Genomic DNA, 16,808 nt, shown 5'->3' on the forward strand with positions numbered 1-16,808 from the left:
GCGTCACCGGCGAAGGAGTACCCGTGCGGATTTCCCTGATCGTGGCCATGGACAACAACGGCGTGATCGGCCATGAGGGCGGCATGCCTTGGCATCTGCCCCGTGATCTGCGCCATTTCCGCCAGCACACCACCGGCAAGCCCATTCTGATGGGGCGCCGCACGTTCGAGTCCATCGGCCGTCCGTTGCCGGATCGTGACAACCTGGTGCTTACACGCCGGGCCGATTTCCGGGCCGACGGGGTGCGCCGGGTGGGCGACCTCGAGGCCGGCATCGCTCTGGCCGCGGGCGAGGGGGCAGCCGAGCTGATGGTGATCGGCGGGGCGCAGGTCTACGGCCTGGCGCTGCCCCGGGCCGACCGGCTGCTGATCACCCGCATCGACGGTACATATCCTGGTGACACCTGGTTTCCCGCGCTGGACCCGGATGCCTGGGAGACCGTTGCCGACGACTACCAGGCTGCGGATGACCGCAACCCCGTAGCCTGCCGATTTCTGGATCTGCGGCGCCGGTAGCTGTCGGCGCCCGCCAACTACAAGGAGTCACCCGCCATGGCCGATGTGAAAGCGGAGTTCGAACAGGCACAGAAGGACGTTGAGACCCTGACCAAGCGGCCCAGCAACGAGGACCTGCTGGCGCTTTACGCCCACTACAAACAGGCCACCGCCGGTGACGTCGCGGGCAAGCGCCCGGGCATCACCGACTTCAAGGGCCGCGCCAAGTACGACGCCTGGGCCAGGCTCAAAGGCACGGATGCCGAGTCCGCAATGCAGGCCTACGTGGCAAAGGTCGGCCAGCTGCTGGATGCCGAGCGCGGTTGAACCGTGTGGCTGATCTTCGACCTGGGCGGCGTGCTGATCGACGTCGAGCCGCTGGAGGCCACGCTGGCGCGGCTGGCGGCCGAATCCGGTACGCCGGTGGCCGAACTGCGCGAGCCGTTGCGCGAGGCCTTCGCCAGCCAGCGGCGTTCGCTGTCGGAACAGTTCCAGTGGGGTGATCTCGACGAGGCCGGCTTCCTGGCCGCGCTCGATGCCCGCCTGACCCGGCCGCTGGGGCCGGTGGTACTGGCACGGCACATGGCCGACATGCTGCGCGGAACCATCGACGACACGCCGGCTTTGCTGGGGGCGCTGGCCGCCCGTCACCCGGTGGCCTGCTACTCCAACACCAATCCGGTGCACTGGCGCGCCGCCCTTGCCCGCTTCGATTTCATGGGCTTGTTCCGGCACGCCATGGCATCGCACCAGGAGCGACTGGCAAAACCCGATCCGCGTGTGTTCGATCGGGTCCAGACCCGGCTGGGCGCCGGGCCGGGAGAATGTCTGCTGATCGACGACCGGCAGATCAATGTGGACGCGGCCCGCACCGCCGGCTGGTCGGCCCTGCGGTTCACCGATGCGACCACGCTGCGCCGGGATCTGGCGGCGCGGGATATCACCGCGTGACGGGTCCGGTGGCCACCGATGCGCCGGCACCGCTGATTGACCTGATGCGGCAGGTCCCCCGCTGGCTGGTGCTCACCGGGGCCGGCATGAGCACCGCCTCGGGTATTCCCGACTATCGCGATGCGGATGGGGCCTGGAAGCGCCAGCAGCCGATGACCGGCCAGGCCTTTCGCGCCAGCCCGGCGCGGCGCCAGCGCTACTGGGCCGGCAGTTTCAGCGGCTGGCCCCGGGTGGCTGCGGCGGCGCCGAACCCCGCCCATCGGGCGCTGGCCGCGCTGGAGGCGGCCGGCCGCGTTACCGGGGTGGTAACCCAGAACGTGGACCGGCTGCATCAGCGGGCGGGCAGCACCCGGGTGGTGGACCTGCACGGCCGGCTGGATCGGCTGATCTGCCTCGACTGCGGTGGACACTTTTCGCGGGCCGCCTTTCAGCGGCGGCTGGCCGCGGCCAATCCGGGACTGTCGACCAGCGGAGACGAGGCCGCCCCCGACGGCGACAGCCCGGTGGCCGCCGCGCGGAGCCAGCGATTCCGCGTCCCGGGTTGCCGCCGTTGCGGCGGGGTACTGAAACCGGACGTGGTCTTCTTCGGCGAGAACGTGCCACGCCGCCGGGTGGCCCGGGTACGACAGCTGCTGGCGGACGCCGACGGCCTGCTGGTGGTGGGTTCGTCGCTGATGATCTGGTCGGGCCTGCGTTTCGTGCGTGCGGCCCGCGCTGCCGGTCAGCCGCTGGCGGCGGTCAATCTCGGGCGGACCCGCGCCGATGAACTGTTCGACCTGCGCCTGACTGCCGACTGCACCGCCGCCCTGCCGGCCGTGGCCGCGGCGCTCTAGCTCCGGTTATGGCTTGCATCCCGGCCGTGGTCGATCAGCCCGAAGGGCACCCCGCCCGGCACCAGGGTGCCGGCCATGGTGAACAGCACGGCCTGGAGCCGGGCCCGTATCCGGTGGATCCGCCGCATTTCGTGTTTCCCGTGTCGGTTGCAATCCGAACATGCCATGAGCCGATTGCGGTTTCATGACGCGGGGAACGGCGCGCGTCGGGATTTGCAAAGCTCAAATGGTGGATTGCCTAGGGTTTGGTGGACACACCTACCCTATGATTTGAGCGCAGGAGGAAGCGTCATGAGCGGTCAGAGATATACGCCGGAATTAAGGACGAGGCACTCTGGAGGCGTTACATTAAGTCGCCTCGCAGTCACATCGGTTGCAGTGGGTTTTCGATATAGATTGGCTCCCCGGCTCGATTGAACCACGCAAAGCGACTGATATCACCTCCGGTCAAAATCGCTTTGGCCATGCGCTTGAGGTGAGGGTCGCACTCCTGGGTGGTCGGCGCGCGGCCCTCCCGACCGGGCAGCACTGCGAGCATCAAAAACTGCCAGGGCTGGCGGGTGGCGTCAGCTGCCTCGACCACGTCCGCCAGCGTCAGGTCCGGCGTCAGTGCCAGGTCCCTAACCATCATCGGGGTTAGGCTCCCTTCGCCTTCGGCCGGGACGGCGGTGCCATCGGCCTGCTGATGGAATATCGGTTCAACGCCGACCAGCACCACCAGCAGCTTGGTAGGCTCGGGCTCGGCACAGGCCTGGGCGACCAGGCCCTCGAAGCTGTCGATGTCGGGGGGCGTCGAGTCGGCGGTGGGAACCTGCATATCGCTCATTGCATCAGAGGGCTTTCAGTGGCTTCCAGGTCGATGCCGCGAATGTCGGCTTCAGCGACCAAGACCTGCAGGTAATGGCTGATGGCGCGACGCCAGGAGCGCTCCCGCAGGTACTCCGCGATCAGGTGCTGGACGTGGTCGTAGTCGAGTGGCGCGCCGCCGGCGCGTGTCAGAATCTCCACCACGTGGAAGCCATAGCGGGTTTCAACGGGGCGCTCGGCCAGCCCCACCGGCAAACGCATGACCACGTTTTCCAGTTCGGGCACGGTATCGCCGCGGCTAATCACGCCCAGGTGGCCGCCGTCCTCCGCAGAAGGGCAGCGCGAGTGCGCGGCGGCCAGATCATCGAAGCGCTCCGGCACCTCCTTGAGCGTCGCTACCAGCTCCTCGGCAGTGTCCCGCATGGCCGTGCGTCCCTGCGCGTCGTCCGGGGCGGCCGCCAGCAGAATGTGACGCAGCTCGATTTCCTCCGGCGACCGGAAACGGTCGCGGTTGGCCTCGAAGTACCGGCGGCAGGCTTGCTCGTCCGCATCTGGTGTCGGCACCTCGCGATCCAGCAGTTCGTCGATCGCCTCGTCGAGCCGGTCCCGTGTCTCGATGCCGATCGTCTTGGCGCGCTGGCGCAGCAGTTCGCGGATCGCCAGCCGGCGCGCGGCCTCGGCGCGCTTTTCTTCGATACTGCCGTGTTCGATCTCGCCCGACTCCCGGTTGATTTGCTCCTCCGGAATTATCACGCGGTTGACCAGTGGCATTGTCATGGCGGTTTCCCTCTAGACTCGCCGTTGCCGGACGATCTGGTACTGCCGGGTGACATAGGTCAGGGGCGCGCTCCAGATATGCACCAGGCGCGTGAACGGGAACACTAGGAATGTGGTCACGCCCAGGAAGATGTGCGCCTTGTAGACCCAATGCACGTTGGCCACGTACTCCGCCGCGCCGGGCCGGAAGGTGACGATGTGCTGCGCCCACTCACCGAGCACGATCATGACCGAGCCGTCCAGGTGCTGGTAGGACACTGGGATGGTGAACATGCCCAGGACGAGTTGCATGTAGAGCAGCACGAGGATGAAGATGTCCATACGCGTGGAGTGTGCGCGCACCCGCGGATGGAATAGCCGGCGATGCAGCAGGATGGTCGCGCCGACCAGGGCGGCGACGCCGGCGATGCCGCCAGAGATCATGGCCAGGATTTGCTTGCCGCCGGCAGTCAGGCCCAGGTAGGGGTACATCGAGTGCGGCATGAGCAGGCCGATCAGGTGGCCGAAGAACAGAAAGATCACCCCCACATGGAACAGAATGCTGCCGATCTGGAAGCGTGCCGAGTTGTCCAGAAGCTGGCTGGAGTTGGTCTTCCAGGTGTACTGGCTCATGTCGAAGCGCACCAGACTGCCAAGCAGGAACACGGTCCCGGCGATGTAGGGATAGATCTCGAATGACAGATAGTTTAGGTACTGCATCTTTTGTCTCTCCAGGCTAGCCGCGGTCGCTTCCGGTCCGGTCGCGAAAGTCCATCCATTGGACCCGCTGTTCGGCCGGTTCCTGCTTGGTGGCGCCGCAGCTCATTGCCGGCTGGTCGGGGCCGAAGGTAACCGGCGCCTCCTCCCAGGTCCGGTCCAGCATGGCCGGCGTATCGTCGCGCACCTCCTCGGAAACCATCTGCGTGAGGGCTTCGGGCACCGGTTCCAGCCGGGCCAGGCACAGCAGCGCGCGCAGGGGTGCAGCGAAGTGGCTCTCGCGCTCGATCAGGCGCACATGCACCTGCTGCAGGATGTGGCCGACCTCCGCCAGCCACTCGCGGGCTGCAGGCTCGTCCAGCTCTGTTAAAAACTCGAGAAACATCGGCAGGAAATCCGGTAGCTCACGCGCGTCGATTTCGAGGCCGCACTCGCGGTAGGCGTTGGCCAGCTCGATCATCGCCGGGCCACGGTCCCGCGACTCGCCGTATACGTGCTCGAACAGATACAGCGAAACCTTCTTGCTGCGGTCGAAGGTTTCGACGTAGGCGGCTTGCACCTCGAGCAACTCCGTGTCGGCGATCCAGTCGGCGAAGACGTCCAAGATCCGGCGATCCTCAGCTGTCAGCTCGGTGCACGGCTCCAGCACCGCGGCCACCTCATGGATATGCGCCTGAAGCTCCGCGTCCGGATAGCTGAGCAACGCGGAGACCGCCTTCAGTGGAGGGCCGAGGTCGTTTGCGACACCCGTCATTTCGAGGACTCCGATTCGGTCGCGGGCGGATGCTCGCGTTGGCGCGGGCTCTTGCTGCCGAACAGGTTGGTGCGGGTGATGCCGTTGGTATGGCAGCCGTCGCCGAAGCTGAAACCGCAGCCACTGCGCTCGCCGTAAGGGTCGGGCGTGCCCAGCTCACGGTGATTGGTGGGGATCACGAAACGGTCCTCGTAGTTGGCGATCGCCATGGTCTGGTACATGTCTTCCAGGAGATGCTCGTCAAGCCCCACCTGCTCGAGCACGTCGTAGCGTGGCTCTCCCTCGACCGTCTGTGAGCGCTTGAACACGCGCATCGCCAGGAGTCGCCGCAGGGCGTGGGTTACCGGCCGCTCGTCGCCGCCGGTGAGCATGTTGGCCAGATACTTGACCGGGATGCGCAGCGACTCGACGTCGGGGATCAGCCCGTCCGAGCCGATCTTGCCGGCGTCGGCCGCCGCCTGCACCGGCGACAGCGGCGGCACGTACCAGACCATGGGCAGGGTCCGGTACTCCGGGTGCAGCGGGAAGGCTACCTTCCAGTCCATCGCCATCTTGTAGACCGGCGAGCGCTTGGCGGCCTCGAGCCAGGAATCCGGCACGCCGTCCGCGCGCGCCTGACGGATCACCTCCGGGTCGTGTGGGTCCAGGAAGATGTCGAGCTGGGCCTGGTACAGGTCTTCCTCGTTGGGCACGCTCGCGGCCTCCTTGATGCGGTCGGCGTCGTAGAGGACTACACCGAGGTAGCGGATGCGGCCAACGCAGGTCTCGGAGCACACGGTCGGCTCGCCCGCCTCGATCCGGGGGTAGCAGAAGGTGCACTTCTCCGACTTGCCGGACTGCCAGTTGTAGTAGATTTTCTTGTACGGGCAGCCGGAGATGCACATGCGCCAGCCGCGGCACTTGTCCTGGTCGATCAGGACGATGCCGTCCTCCTCGCGCTTGTAGATCGCCCCGGACGGGCAGCTCGCCACGCAGGTGGGATTGAGGCAGTGCTCGCACAACCGCGGCAGGTACATCATGAAGGTGTGCTCGAACTGTCCGTAGATCTCCTTCTGCACGTTCTCGAAGTTGTAGTCGCGCTTGCGCTTGGCGAATTCGCCGCCCAGAATCTCCTCCCAGTTCGGTCCCCACTCGATCTTTTCCATGGGCTTGCCGGTGATCGCCGAGTAGGGCTTGGCGGTCGGCTGGGCCTTGGACGCCGGAGCGTTGTGCAGCCGCTGGTAGTCGAAGTTGAACGGCTCGTAGTAGTCGTCGATCTCGGGCAGGTGGGGATTGGCGAAGATCTTCGCCAGCAGCCGCCACTTGCCGCCCTGCTTGGGCACGAGGTCGCCGCGGCCGGTGCGTACCCAGCCGCCCTTCCAGCGGTCCTGGTTCTCCCAGTCCTTGGGGTAACCGACGCCGGGCTTGGTCTCGACGTTGTTGAACCAGGCGTACTCCATGCCTTCGCGCGAGGTCCACACATTCTTGCAGGTCACCGAGCACGTATGGCAGCCGATGCACTTGTCCAGGTTGAGGACCTTGCCGATCTGGGCTCGTATTTTCATCGCACATACTCCTGGGCGAGGATGGACTCGTCGTCGCCTTCCAGCCAGTCGACGCGGTCCATCTTGCGGACCACGACGAACTCGTCGCGGTTGGAGCCGACGGTGCCGTAGTAGTTGAACCCATAGCTCTGCTGGGCGTAGCCGCCGATCATGTGGGTCGGCTTGACCACCGTACGGGTCACCGAGTTGTGAATGCCGCCGCGGTTGCCGGTGATCTCGGAGCCGGGGGTGTTCACGATCCGCTCCTGGGCGTGGTACATCATCGCCATGCCCTCGCGCACCCGCTGCGAGACCACCGCCCTCGCCACGACCGCGCCGTTGACATTGAACAGCTCGATCCAGTCGTTGTCCTCGATGCCGACCTTCTGCGCGTCGGTTTCCGAGAGCCAGACGATGGGTCCGCCGCGCGACAGCGTGAGCATCAGCAGGTTGTCGCTATAGGTGCTGTGGATGCCCCACTTCTGGTGCGGGGTGATCCAATTGAGCACGATCTCCGGGTTGCCGTTGGGCTTGGTGTTGATGATCTGCTTCCAGGTCTTGGTGTTGACCGGCGGCCGGTAGGACACGAAGCACTCGCCGAAGGCCCGCATCCATTTATGGTCCTGGTAGAACTGCTGGCGGCCGGTAAGGGTGCGCCAGGGGATCAGCTCGTTGACGTTGGTCCAGCCGGCGTTGTAGCAGACCTTCTCGGACTCGATCCCGGACCAGGTCGGCGAGGAGATGATCTTGCGCGGCTGCGCCTGGATGTCGCGGAAGCGGATCTTCTCCTCTTCCTTGTTGGCCGCCAGGTGCACGTGCTCGCGGCCGGTGAACTTCTCCAGGGCGGCCCAGGCCTTGACCGCGACCTCGCCGTTGGTCTCCGGCGCCAGCGACATGATCGCCTCGCAGGCGTCGATCGCGGTCTCCAGGCGCGGGCGTTCGTGGTGGGCGCCCTCGGCGACGTGCCGGCCGTTGAGCTTGCCAAGGTAGTCCACCTCGTGGGCGGTGTCCCAGGAAATGCCCTTGCCGCCGTTGCCAAGCTTCTCCAGCAGCGGTCCGATCGACGTGAAGCGCTGGTAGGTGGCCGGGTAGTCGCGCTCCACCGTCAGGATGTTGGGCATGGTCTTGCCGGGCAGCGGCTCGCATTCGCCCTTTTTCCACTCGGCTACGTCGAACGGCTGGCCCAGCTCGCCCGGGGTGTCGTGCAGCAGCGGCAGCGTGACGATGTCCTGCTCCACCCCCAGCCGGCCTTCGGCCACGTCGGAGAACTTCTCGGCAATGCCCTTGAAGATGTCCCAGTCGGAGCGTGATTCCCAGGCCGGGTTCACCGCCTCGGACAGCGGATGGATGAACGGGTGCATGTCCGAGGTGTTGAGGTCGTCCTTCTCGTACCAGGTGGCGGTGGGCAGCACCACGTCCGAATAGAGGCAGGTGGTGGACATGCGGAAGTCCAGCGTCACCAGCAGGTCGAGCTTCCCCTCGGGCGCCTGCTCGTGCCAGACCACCTCCTCGGCCCGCTGCATGCCCGGCTCGCCGAGGTCCTTGCCCTGGACGCCGTCGTCGGTGCCCAGCAGGTGCTTGAGGAAGTACTCGTGGCCCTTGCCGGAGGAGCCGAGCAGGTTCGAGCGCCAGACAAACAGGTTGCGCGGCCAGTTCTCGGGGGCGTCGGGATCCTCGCAGGCCGGCCGCAGGGCACCCGACTTGAGCTGCTCGACCACGTACTCCTTCGGATCCTTGCCGGCCGCGGCGGCCTCGCGCGCGATCTCGAGCGGGTTGCGGTTGAGCTGCGGCGCCGACGGCAGCCAGCCCATGCGCTCGGCGCGTACGTTGTAGTCGATCAGGCTGCCGGGCCACTCGTCCTCGTTCGCCAGCGGCGACAGGATCTCGTCGATGTCGAGCTTCTCGTAGCGCCACTGATCCGTGTGGGCGTACCAGTAGGACGTCCCGTTCATGTGCCGCGGCGGCCGCGCCCAGTCCAGGGCGAAGGCGACCGGAAGCCAGCCGATCTGCGGGCGCAGCTTCTCCTGGCCCACGTAATGGGCCCAGCCGCCGCCGCTCTGGCCCACGCAACCGCACATCACCAGCATATTGATGATGCCGCGATAGTTCATGTCCATGTGGTACCAGTGGTTGAGCCCGGCACCGAGGATCACCATCGATTTGCCGTGGGTCTTGGCGGCGTTGTCGGCGAACTCGCGCGCCACCCGGATCACGTGGTCGGCGGGGACGCTGGTGATGGCCTCCTGCCACTTCGGCGTGTAGGGCACGTCGTCCTCGTAGGACGACGCGGCGGTGTCGTCCTGGAAGCCGCGGTCGACGCCATAGTGCGCGACCATCAGGTCGAACACCGTGGCCACGGTTGCGGTGCTGCCGTCCGCCAGCCGGACCCGCTTGACCGGAACCTTGCGCTGCAGGACGTCTGACTGCGTGTTGTGCTGGAACTGCTCGTGCTCGACGCCGCCGAAGTAGGGGAAGCAGACCGTGGCCACCCCGTCGGCGGTGTCGATCAGCGACAGCCGTGCGCGCACATCCGCGCCGCTGCCGTCGGCCTTCTCCTCCAGGTTCCAGCGGCCACTCTCGTCCCAGCGCGAGCCGATCGTGCCCTGGGGCGCGACCGGGCCGTCCGAGAACTCGTCCCAGACCACGGTCTTCCAGTCACCGTGCTTGTCCGCGGATTGGCCCTCGAGCTCGCTGAGTCGCAGTAGCCGGCCCGGGACATTGCCGGCGCCGCTCTCATCCAGCCGGACCAGCATGGGCATGTCGGTGTAGCGCCGGCAGTAGTCCTGAAAATAGGGCGTCGGGTTGTCGATATGGAACTCTTTCAGGATCACGTGGCCCAGGCCCATGGCCAGGGCCGCGTCCGTGCCCTGCTTGGGCGACAGCCAGAGGTCCGCGAACTTGGTGGCTTCGGCGTAGTCGGGCGAGCACACCACGATCTTGGTGCCGTTGTAGCGGGCCTCGGTCATGAAATGGGCATCCGGCGTGCGCGTCTGCGGCACGTTCGAGCCCCACATCATGATGAACTTGCTGTTGTACCAGTCGGCCGATTCCGGCACGTCGGTCTGCTCGCCCCAGGTCATGGGCGAGGCCGGCGGCAGGTCGCAGTACCAGTCGTAGAAGGACAGGCAGACCCCGCCGATCAGCGACAGATAGCGGGTGCCGGCGGCGTAGGACACCATCGACATCGCCGGGATTGGCGAGAAGCCGGCAATACGGTCCGGGCCCCAGCGCTCGATGGTGTGGGCGTTGGCCGCGGCGATCAGCTCGTTGACCTCGTCCCAGTCCGCGCGCACCAGCCCACCAAGGCCTCGGCGCTTCTGGTAGCTGCGGCGCTTGTCCTCGTCGCCGACGATCGAGGCCCAGGCCGCGATCGGATCGGTGTACTCGGCGCGCGCCTCGCGCCAGAGCTTGAGCAGCGTGCCGCGCATCATCGGGTACTTCAGGCGTGCGGCGCTGTAGATGTACCAGGAGTAGCTGGCCCCGCGCGGGCAGCCGCGCGGCTCGTGGTTGGGCAGGTCCGGACGCGTACGCGGATAGTCGGTCTGCTGGGTTTCCCAGGTGACCAAACCGTCCTTGACGTAGATCTTCCAGGAGCAGGCGCCGGTGCAGTTTACGCCGTGCGTGGAGCGCACGATCTTGTCGTGCTGCCAGCGCTGGCGGTAGGCCTTCTCCCAGGAGCGGTCCTCGTCGGTGGTCCGGCCGTGGCCGGCCGCGAAGCCCTCCCGGGTGCGCTTTAGGTAGGTCAGTCGATCGAGGAAATGGCTCATCTCTTGGCTCCTTGCTGGCCTGCTGCGGGTGGCGCAGTGTCAGGCTCCTGGCCTAACGGGATGCCTTCCGGCAGATATTGCAGTTGGTCGAGATCTGGGAGGATTCGACGCTCCATGCCTTGGATTGCGAAGTGCATCCAGGTCAGGTTCACGGCAACGACGGCGAACAGCGCCATGAACGCCGTCTGCCAGATATTGGTGAGATCGGTTAGCGCGCCAAAGGCGATCGGAAGAAAAAAACCGCCTAGACCGCCGATCATTCCGACCATGCCGCCGACTGAGCCGACATTCTCCGGGTAGTACACGGGGATGTGCTTGTATACGGCCGCCATCCCTAGCGACATCACGAACCCAAGCAGGAAGGTAACCGCGACAAAGCCGCTGAGCGGCGCTGCCAGCCGAAACTCGATCAAACCGCTTTTCCCCTCCACGATGTATGTGGTCGGCGGGTAGGAGAGTAGGAATAGACAGGCTAGAGAAATGATGAAGGTGATGTACATCACCCGGCGCGCACCCCAGCGATCGGACAGCCAGCCGCCAAGGGCCCGGAACACTGCGGCGGAGAAAGAGAAGATGGCTGTGAGCATGCCGGCTGTTCCCAGCTCCAGACCATAGACGCCGGTGTAGTAGCGCGGCAGCCAGGAGGCCAGGGCGACGAAGGCACCGAATACAAAGAAGTAGTAGAGCGCGAAGCGCCAGACGCGCAGGTAGCGCAGGGGCTGGATCTGCTTTGCGAACGAGGTGCCGCCGGCGCCTGTGCGGCGGCGCTCCACGGTCACGGGGTCCTCCTGGGTAAACAACCAGAACAGGACCGCAACCGCCAGCAAGGTTATGGCGTAGACGCGGGCGGTGTCCTCCCATCCGAGGGCGGAGACCAGAATGGGCGCGCCGAAATTGGTGGCGGCCGCGCCAACCTGCCCGATGCCGAACAATCCGAAGGCGGTCCCGTGTCGCTCGCGCGGATACCACCTAGCGACAAAGCTGATACCGGTAATGAAGACCGCGCCCGATAGGCCAAGCGCCAGCGCTGCGAGGATGAATTGCCCGTAAGTGACGGCGGAGGCCAACAGCCAGGTGGCCGCTGCGCTGACCAGCATGGCGGCGAGCGTGACCCAGCGGCCGCCGAAACGTTCGGCCAGGATGCCCAGCGGCAGGCGGGCGATAGCACCGGTCAGTATCGGCGCGGAGATCAGCAGACCGTACTCCGCCTCCGAAAGCCCCAGCTCGGACTGGATGCGAACGCCGAGTATCGAAAAGATGGTCCAGGCCGCAAAGCAGGCGCTCCACGCGAAGGTGGTCACGCCCAGCATCCGTGCACTGGTTCGTCCCTCTGGAGTCGGCAGGCCGGCCTGGCTCATAGTATTGCCCCTCCCTTTCCGGTTCACAGTCGCATGCATCGATCGGCGCTGTCACTAGCGGATGCTATCCCTCACCATCCTCGGTGCGATTGATCCGGATCAAGGCGTTTGTTGTCCGTCAGGGCCAGCGCTCCGTTGTGATATCGGCAGTTGGCCGGTACCGGCGCACGAGATGCAAGCACATGGCAGTGGTAGTGCCCAGCCAGGCGATCAGTGCCACCCAGACGGTCACCTGCGGGATCAGGGTCAGGAACGGCAGCGCGAGTGCATCGGACAGCCGCAGCGTCCCGGTGGTGTACATCGCCAGGGGGAAGACCATGCCCCAGAGCTGAGGGCCGTAGGCCAGCGGGTGTCGCGCGGCAAGATGGCGCCACGCGGTCAGGCCGATACGCAGCGGTATCCACCAGGTTTCGGCAGCCCAAAAAACAGCGTGAAGCCCTTCAGGAGCGGCAGAAAATCGGCCGGCACGCCGCCGGGCGTTGTGCGCAGGATCAGGGTAAGGACACACAGAACGGCGTAGGTGAGAGTGCCAGCCACCAGCAGCGGCCAGGCCAGCCAGCCCATTGCCAGCAAGTGCGCGGCGATGGATAGCGCCCCGGTAGCCATGACCACGGCAAAATAGCCTGGAAACAGCTGTGCGGCGCCGTCGTCGATCAGCCTTGGAAGAGTCGGGCGGTGGCGGCGCATGGAATGAAGTCGCCTCAGGTCGCGTTGATCGGCGTCAGCGGTACCATCGGGTTCCGGGTGATCGCCGTTACCACGATGTAGCCGAACACAACCAGGGCGGCGACGAAAGCGGCGATGCGCACGCGTCTGGTCGAGCCGTGCTTGAGCGCGATGCTCCCCAGAAAGATATAGGCGGCCAGCGCCAGCACCTTGCCTGTAAGCCAGCTGTTCACGAACGGATATTGGTGCACGATAATCATCAGGCCGACGGCGCTGGCCAGCAGCAGCGTATCGTTGATGTGCGGCACGATACGCACCCACCCGTTCTCGAGCCGCGGAGAGTCGCGCAGCAGCCACCAGCCGCGCAGCAGGAACAGAGCCAGCGTCAGCGCCACAGTGACCAGGTGGGTAAGCATGAGAAACGGGTACCAGTTCGCCATGTCAGTCTGTTCTTTCGTGGGCGTGCGTATTGCAATACTTGCTGGGCTTGCAGATTCTTTGCCTTGATCCCGGTCAAACCAAAGGATAATCATGACGGCGGCAAAAACAGACCCGCCGAGCGAATTGGAGCTGCGGCGGCATCCGGTGCTCGAGGTGCTGGACGACGACCTGCTGGCGAGGGTGCTGGCGGGCACCCGTGTGGTCCGGCTGCAGCGCAACGAAACACGGTTCGAGCAAGGCGAGCCTGCGGATCGCTTCTATCTAGTGCGCTCCGGCCAGGTCAAGCTGTTCCGGATCGGCCGCGATGGCAACGAGAAGATTATCCATCTCGCCGGGCCGGGCGATAGCTTCGCGGAGGCCGTAATGTTCATGCCGGATCACAGCTACCCGGTTAACACCTCGGCCATAGAGCCGGCCGAGCTGGCAGGGGTTCCCACGGAACTGCTGCGCCAGACGCTGGTGGCGTCCACTCACGGCTGCTTCGGGATGCTGGCGCATGAGCATGCGGCTGCGCGAGCGGGTGGCCGAGATCGAGGCTCTGTCGCTCCAGAATGGTGCGCTGCGCCTGGCCAATTTCCTGCTGCGGGAGACCTCCACGCACGACACGGAACGCGATGTGATCCGGCTGACGTTGGCTAAGAACGTGATCGCCGCGCGCCTGTCGCTGCAGCCGGAGACTCTCTCGCGCCTGCTGCGGCGGTTCAAGGATCGGAGGCTTATCGGGGTCAACGGTCGAGAGATTACGGTGCTCGATCGTGCGGGCTTGGACGCGGCGGCCATGACCGACGATCTCTAATGCTCAGGCCATTGCCAACGCTTTGAGAAGGCTGTTTCGGGGTGCGATCAGATCGGCCAGTGTGTAGCGGTCGAGCCGGCCGATGAATGCCTGCAATGCCTCGTCAAGTGCGCCGCGGAGCACGCACACCGGTGTAAGGCAGCAGGTGTTGTTCGGTCCGAAGCATTCCACCAGATCGAACCCGCTCTCAGTGTGCCGCACCACCTCGCCAACATTGATTTCCTCCGGATGTCGTCCCAGCTGGATGCCGCCGTACTTGCCGCGCACTGTTTCGATGTAGCCCAGCCGCCCCAGCTCGTAAACCACCTTCATGATGTGGTTGCGCGAGATGCCGTAGCTGGATGCAATCTCGGAGATCGTGGCGCGGCCGCGGTCACGCACGCCGAGATACATGAGCACGCGCAGTGAGTAGTCGGTGTAGAGAGTCAGCTTCACGATTCGGGTTCTCCGATTGTGGTTATGCTGTGCCGCGGCCCGCCGGTAGCGGCTAGTGCTTAGATAACGCCGAGCGCAAGCATCGCGTCCGCCACCCGGCAAAAACCGGCGACATTCGCCCCGAGCGCATAGTCGCCCGGGCGACCGTACTTGCCGGCTGTTTCAAAGCAGGATGCATGGATGTCGCGCATGATCTCGCGCAGACGCTGCTCGCTGTATTCGAATGTCCAGGAATCGCGCGAGGCGTTTTGCTGCATTTCCAGGGCGCTGGTCGCTACGCCTCCGGCGTTCGCCGCCTTGCCGGGACCGAACAGCACGCCGGCGTCGCGCAGCAGCCGCACGGCCTCGGGGGTACATGGCATATTGGCGCCCTCGGCCACGGCGATAACGCCAGACTCGATCAGTTGCTTGGCCGCGCTGGTGTCCAGCTCATTCTGAGTGGCGCAGGGTAGGGCAACCTCGCATGGCACTTCCCACACCGGTTTCCCGGGAGCATAGGATGCCACCGCACCGCGGCGCTCGGCGTACACGGCAATCCCGCCGCGCTCGACTTCCTTGACCTGGCGCAGCAGCTCGACGTCGATGCCCGCGCGGTCGAATACGTAGCCGCTCGAATCCGAGCAGGCCACCACCCGGCCGCCGAGGGCCTGCACCTTCTTGATGGCGTAGATGGCGACGTTACCCGAGCCGGAGACGATTACCTGCCGTCCGTCCAGCCCCGAGCCGTTGGCCGCCAGCATTTCCTCGACGAAGTAGGCGGTGCCGTATCCGGTCGCTTCGGTACGCACCCGCGCGCCGCCCCAGACCAGGCCCTTGCCGGTCAGGGCGCCGGACTCGTAGCGGTTGGTGATGCGCTTGTACTGCCCGAACAGGAAGCCGATCTCGCGCGTGCCGACGCCGATGTCACCGGCCGGCACGTCCGTGTATTCGCCGATGTGCCGGTAGAGCTCGGTCATGAACGACTGGCAGAAGAACATGATTTCGGCGTCGGACTTGCCCTTGGGATCGAAATCCGAGCCGCCCTTGCCGCCCCCGATCGGCAGGCCGGTCAGTGAGTTCTTGAAGATTTGCTCGAATCCCAGGAATTTGACGACGCCGAGGCCGACCGAGGGGTGAAACCGCAAGCCGCCCTTGTACGGCCCCAGGGCGGAATTGAACTCGACCCGGAACCCACGGTTGATGTGCACCTCTCCGGCGTCGTCGACCCAGGGCACCCGGAATATGATCTGCCGCTCCGGCTCGCAGATGCGTTCCAGCAACTTGGCGTCGGCGTACTCCGGATGCCGGGTCACGACCGGGCCAAGATTGTCCAGCACGAGGTTCACCGCCTGCTGGAATTCCGGCTCGGCGGGATTGCGGCTCTCGATCTTCTCCCGCAGCGCTTGCAGGGATTCGGCGACCGTCATGCGGCGCTCCTCGTTTCTGTTGGGGGTGTGGGTAGTCGGTCTACCGTTCGAGCAACGGCAGCTTGTCGGGCACTCCGTTCCATTCGTCCGCGTCCGCGGGCGCCGGCTTTTTCTCGGTAAGCACCGGCCACTGTGGCGCCAGCTCCGCGTTGATCGCCAGGAAGTGTTCCTGATCCGGCGGCAGGTCTTCCTCGGCGTAGATCGCCTCGGCCGGGCACTCGGGGACGCAGAGGCTGCAGTCGATGCACTCCTCGGGGTCGATCGCCAGGAAGTTCGGTCCTTCGTGAAAGCAGTCGACGGGACAGACCTCCACGCAGTCGGTGTACTTGCACTTGATGCAGTTGTCGGTGACGACGTAAGTCATAGTGGGTGCCTACGCCTGCGAGCACACCGGGCAGCTCTGGTCCTCGGCCACGCGCCACGGCCATGTCCCGGCGCCTTCGGCCGTCAGTCGATCTGCCAGGGCCTCGTACTCGGGAACGTCTTCCCCGAGGGCCGCCGCCAGCGGAGCAAGCGCCGCCTCCAGCGCGTGCCAGTCGGCGGTTGTGAGGTTTTCCGCCAGGGGTGTGAAGAGGTTGTCTTCCTCGTCGCGGAGGTGCTCGCCGCAGGCATCGGTATACCGCCTTCCGGCACGTACCAGCCTGGCGCGTGATACCAGATGTCCGTCCAGGACCTGGGCGACGGTTTCGGAGAGCGTCTCGCCGCGGCGCTGCAGATGGCGATGGCGGCGCGCGAGCCGGGTTGCGGACAAGTTGAGGTCCGGGCAAAGCGCCGCCACGTGATTGAGCAGGGCTTCCTCCAGCGGACTGTACTGCCCGCCCGGCCGGCCGCCGAGATGGAGGAGGATCTGTAGCATCAATTCGTAGTCCGGCGTGTCGCCGCCGCGTATGCCGCACAGCTGACGCTCCAGAATGTTGAGCAGTCCCAGCTTTCTGCTGCGCTCCCTTCTGAGCTTTTCCAGGATCGCGCTCGGCATGGCAGATGCTCCAGCATTGAATATTTTAAAAGAGTATCAAAAATACTTCTTTAAGGCAATAAAGCTGGAGCGCGATGCCTCGCGCGGTCAGAGAGGCGATCTCGAAGCCTGCAGCCCGAATTAAGTCC

21 protein-coding genes and 1 pseudogene are annotated in these 16,808 nt (G+C 65.4%); 7 read left to right on the top strand and 15 right to left on the bottom strand.

Annotated elements, in window-relative coordinates; genetic code table 11:
* The first annotated feature begins 23 nt into the window (after nucleotides 1-23).
* Genes RM532_RS05010 through RM532_RS05025 form a run of 4 tightly spaced genes read left to right on the top strand, consistent with a single transcriptional unit; the run spans nucleotide 24 to nucleotide 2,278 of the window.
* Nucleotides 24-515 carry a dihydrofolate reductase gene (locus RM532_RS05010; RefSeq protein WP_311652070.1) on the top strand — a complete coding sequence of 164 codons (492 nt, stop codon included), beginning with the start codon at nucleotides 24-26 and terminating at the stop codon, nucleotides 513-515.
* Between the two features lie 36 nt (nucleotides 516-551).
* Complete coding sequence (locus tag RM532_RS05015) at nucleotides 552-821, top strand: acyl-CoA-binding protein (RefSeq protein WP_311652071.1); 270 nt, start codon at nucleotides 552-554, stop codon at nucleotides 819-821.
* A gap of 3 nt (nucleotides 822-824) precedes the next feature.
* A complete protein-coding gene (locus tag RM532_RS05020) occupies nucleotides 825-1,445 on the top strand; it encodes an HAD family hydrolase (protein WP_311652072.1) in 621 nt (206 codons plus the stop codon).
* Nucleotides 1,442-2,278 (top strand): NAD-dependent protein deacetylase, encoded by an 837-nt coding sequence (locus tag RM532_RS05025; protein WP_311652073.1) that lies wholly within the window; start codon nucleotides 1,442-1,444, stop codon nucleotides 2,276-2,278. Before RM532_RS05020 ends, RM532_RS05025 begins: the two co-directional genes overlap by 4 nt.
* On the opposite strand, the gene RM532_RS05030 is transcribed toward RM532_RS05025, so the two are convergent.
* The 11 genes from RM532_RS05030 to RM532_RS05080 all read right to left on the bottom strand — a co-directional run bounded on the left by RM532_RS05030 (nucleotide 2,275) and on the right by RM532_RS05080 (nucleotide 13,066).
* A complete protein-coding gene (locus RM532_RS05030) occupies nucleotides 2,275-2,406 on the bottom strand; it encodes a hypothetical protein (protein ID WP_311652074.1) in 132 nt (43 codons plus the stop codon). The two genes, RM532_RS05025 and RM532_RS05030, sit on opposite strands and share 4 nt — an antisense overlap.
* Nucleotides 2,407-2,642: 236 nt before the next feature.
* Nucleotides 2,643-3,095: a hypothetical protein gene (locus RM532_RS05035; protein WP_311652075.1), complete on the bottom strand. Its 453-nt coding sequence runs from the start codon at nucleotides 3,093-3,095 to the stop codon at nucleotides 2,643-2,645.
* Nucleotides 3,096-3,100: 5 nt separating this feature from the next.
* On the bottom strand, nucleotides 3,101-3,862 hold the full coding sequence (locus RM532_RS05040; protein WP_311652076.1) for a peptidylprolyl isomerase: 762 nt from the start codon (nucleotides 3,860-3,862) through the stop codon (nucleotides 3,101-3,103).
* 12 nt (nucleotides 3,863-3,874) lie between these two features.
* On the bottom strand, nucleotides 3,875-4,561 hold the full coding sequence (gene narI / locus RM532_RS05045) for a respiratory nitrate reductase subunit gamma (protein ID WP_311652077.1): 687 nt from the start codon (nucleotides 4,559-4,561) through the stop codon (nucleotides 3,875-3,877).
* A 16-nt stretch (nucleotides 4,562-4,577) separates the two neighbouring features.
* Nucleotides 4,578-5,312 (bottom strand): nitrate reductase molybdenum cofactor assembly chaperone, encoded by a 735-nt coding sequence (narJ, locus tag RM532_RS05050; RefSeq protein WP_311652078.1) that lies wholly within the window; start codon nucleotides 5,310-5,312, stop codon nucleotides 4,578-4,580.
* Entirely contained in the window at nucleotides 5,309-6,856 is a 1,548-nt protein-coding gene (gene narH, locus RM532_RS05055) for a nitrate reductase subunit beta (RefSeq protein ID WP_311652079.1), read from the bottom strand. Before narH ends, narJ begins: the two co-directional genes overlap by 4 nt.
* Entirely contained in the window at nucleotides 6,853-10,602 is a 3,750-nt protein-coding gene (locus tag RM532_RS05060) for a nitrate reductase subunit alpha (RefSeq protein WP_311652080.1), read from the bottom strand. Before RM532_RS05060 ends, narH begins: the two co-directional genes overlap by 4 nt.
* Complete coding sequence (locus tag RM532_RS05065) at nucleotides 10,599-11,960, bottom strand: MFS transporter (RefSeq protein WP_311652082.1); 1,362 nt, start codon at nucleotides 11,958-11,960, stop codon at nucleotides 10,599-10,601. The genes RM532_RS05060 and RM532_RS05065 overlap by 4 nt, the downstream gene beginning before the upstream one ends.
* A 118-nt stretch (nucleotides 11,961-12,078) precedes the next feature.
* Nucleotides 12,079-12,360 (bottom strand): SLAC1 family transporter, encoded by a 282-nt coding sequence (locus RM532_RS05070; protein ID WP_311652217.1) that lies wholly within the window; start codon nucleotides 12,358-12,360, stop codon nucleotides 12,079-12,081.
* A complete protein-coding gene (locus tag RM532_RS05075) occupies nucleotides 12,339-12,647 on the bottom strand; it encodes a TDT family transporter (RefSeq protein WP_311652219.1) in 309 nt (102 codons plus the stop codon). The genes RM532_RS05070 and RM532_RS05075 overlap by 22 nt, the downstream gene beginning before the upstream one ends.
* A 14-nt stretch (nucleotides 12,648-12,661) precedes the next feature.
* Nucleotides 12,662-13,066, bottom strand: a complete 405-nt coding sequence (locus tag RM532_RS05080; RefSeq protein ID WP_311652083.1) for a SirB2 family protein — start codon at nucleotides 13,064-13,066, stop codon at nucleotides 12,662-12,664.
* A gap of 91 nt (nucleotides 13,067-13,157) precedes the next feature.
* Here RM532_RS05080 and RM532_RS16010 point away from each other — a divergent pair.
* Together RM532_RS16010 and RM532_RS05090 are read left to right on the top strand one after the other, a co-directional pair.
* Nucleotides 13,158-13,466 (top strand): annotated as a pseudogene (locus tag RM532_RS16010) (Crp/Fnr family transcriptional regulator); the annotation flags it as partial.
* 97 nt (nucleotides 13,467-13,563) lie between these two features.
* Nucleotides 13,564-13,863, top strand: coding sequence for a Crp/Fnr family transcriptional regulator (locus RM532_RS05090; protein ID WP_311652085.1), 300 nt, complete (start codon nucleotides 13,564-13,566; stop codon nucleotides 13,861-13,863).
* 3 nt (nucleotides 13,864-13,866) lie between these two features.
* Here the strand turns inward: RM532_RS05090 and RM532_RS05095 are convergent, their stop codons facing one another.
* The 4 genes from RM532_RS05095 to RM532_RS05110 are packed head-to-tail and all read right to left on the bottom strand — an operon-like array spanning nucleotide 13,867 to nucleotide 16,680.
* Nucleotides 13,867-14,298 (bottom strand): RrF2 family transcriptional regulator, encoded by a 432-nt coding sequence (locus tag RM532_RS05095; protein WP_311652086.1) that lies wholly within the window; start codon nucleotides 14,296-14,298, stop codon nucleotides 13,867-13,869.
* 59 nt (nucleotides 14,299-14,357) lie between these two features.
* The gene (gene gdhA / locus RM532_RS05100) at nucleotides 14,358-15,704 is read right to left on the bottom strand and encodes an NADP-specific glutamate dehydrogenase (RefSeq protein WP_311652087.1); all 1,347 of its coding nucleotides are present in this window, start codon (nucleotides 15,702-15,704) and stop codon (nucleotides 14,358-14,360) included.
* A 40-nt stretch (nucleotides 15,705-15,744) separates the two neighbouring features.
* Nucleotides 15,745-16,068, bottom strand: a complete 324-nt coding sequence (gene fdxA, locus RM532_RS05105) for a ferredoxin FdxA (protein WP_311652088.1) — start codon at nucleotides 16,066-16,068, stop codon at nucleotides 15,745-15,747.
* 9 nt (nucleotides 16,069-16,077) lie between these two features.
* Complete coding sequence (locus RM532_RS05110) at nucleotides 16,078-16,680, bottom strand: hemerythrin domain-containing protein (protein WP_311652089.1); 603 nt, start codon at nucleotides 16,678-16,680, stop codon at nucleotides 16,078-16,080.
* Here RM532_RS05110 and RM532_RS05115 point away from each other — a divergent pair.
* On the top strand, nucleotides 16,679-16,804 hold the full coding sequence (locus tag RM532_RS05115) for a hypothetical protein (protein WP_311652090.1): 126 nt from the start codon (nucleotides 16,679-16,681) through the stop codon (nucleotides 16,802-16,804). The two genes, RM532_RS05110 and RM532_RS05115, sit on opposite strands and share 2 nt — an antisense overlap.
* Nucleotides 16,805-16,808: the final 4 nt, after the last annotated feature.

The sequence above is a fragment of the Spectribacter hydrogenoxidans genome, assembly GCF_031846275.1.
Classification (GTDB): domain Bacteria; phylum Pseudomonadota; class Gammaproteobacteria; order Nevskiales; family Salinisphaeraceae; genus Spectribacter; species Spectribacter hydrogenoxidans.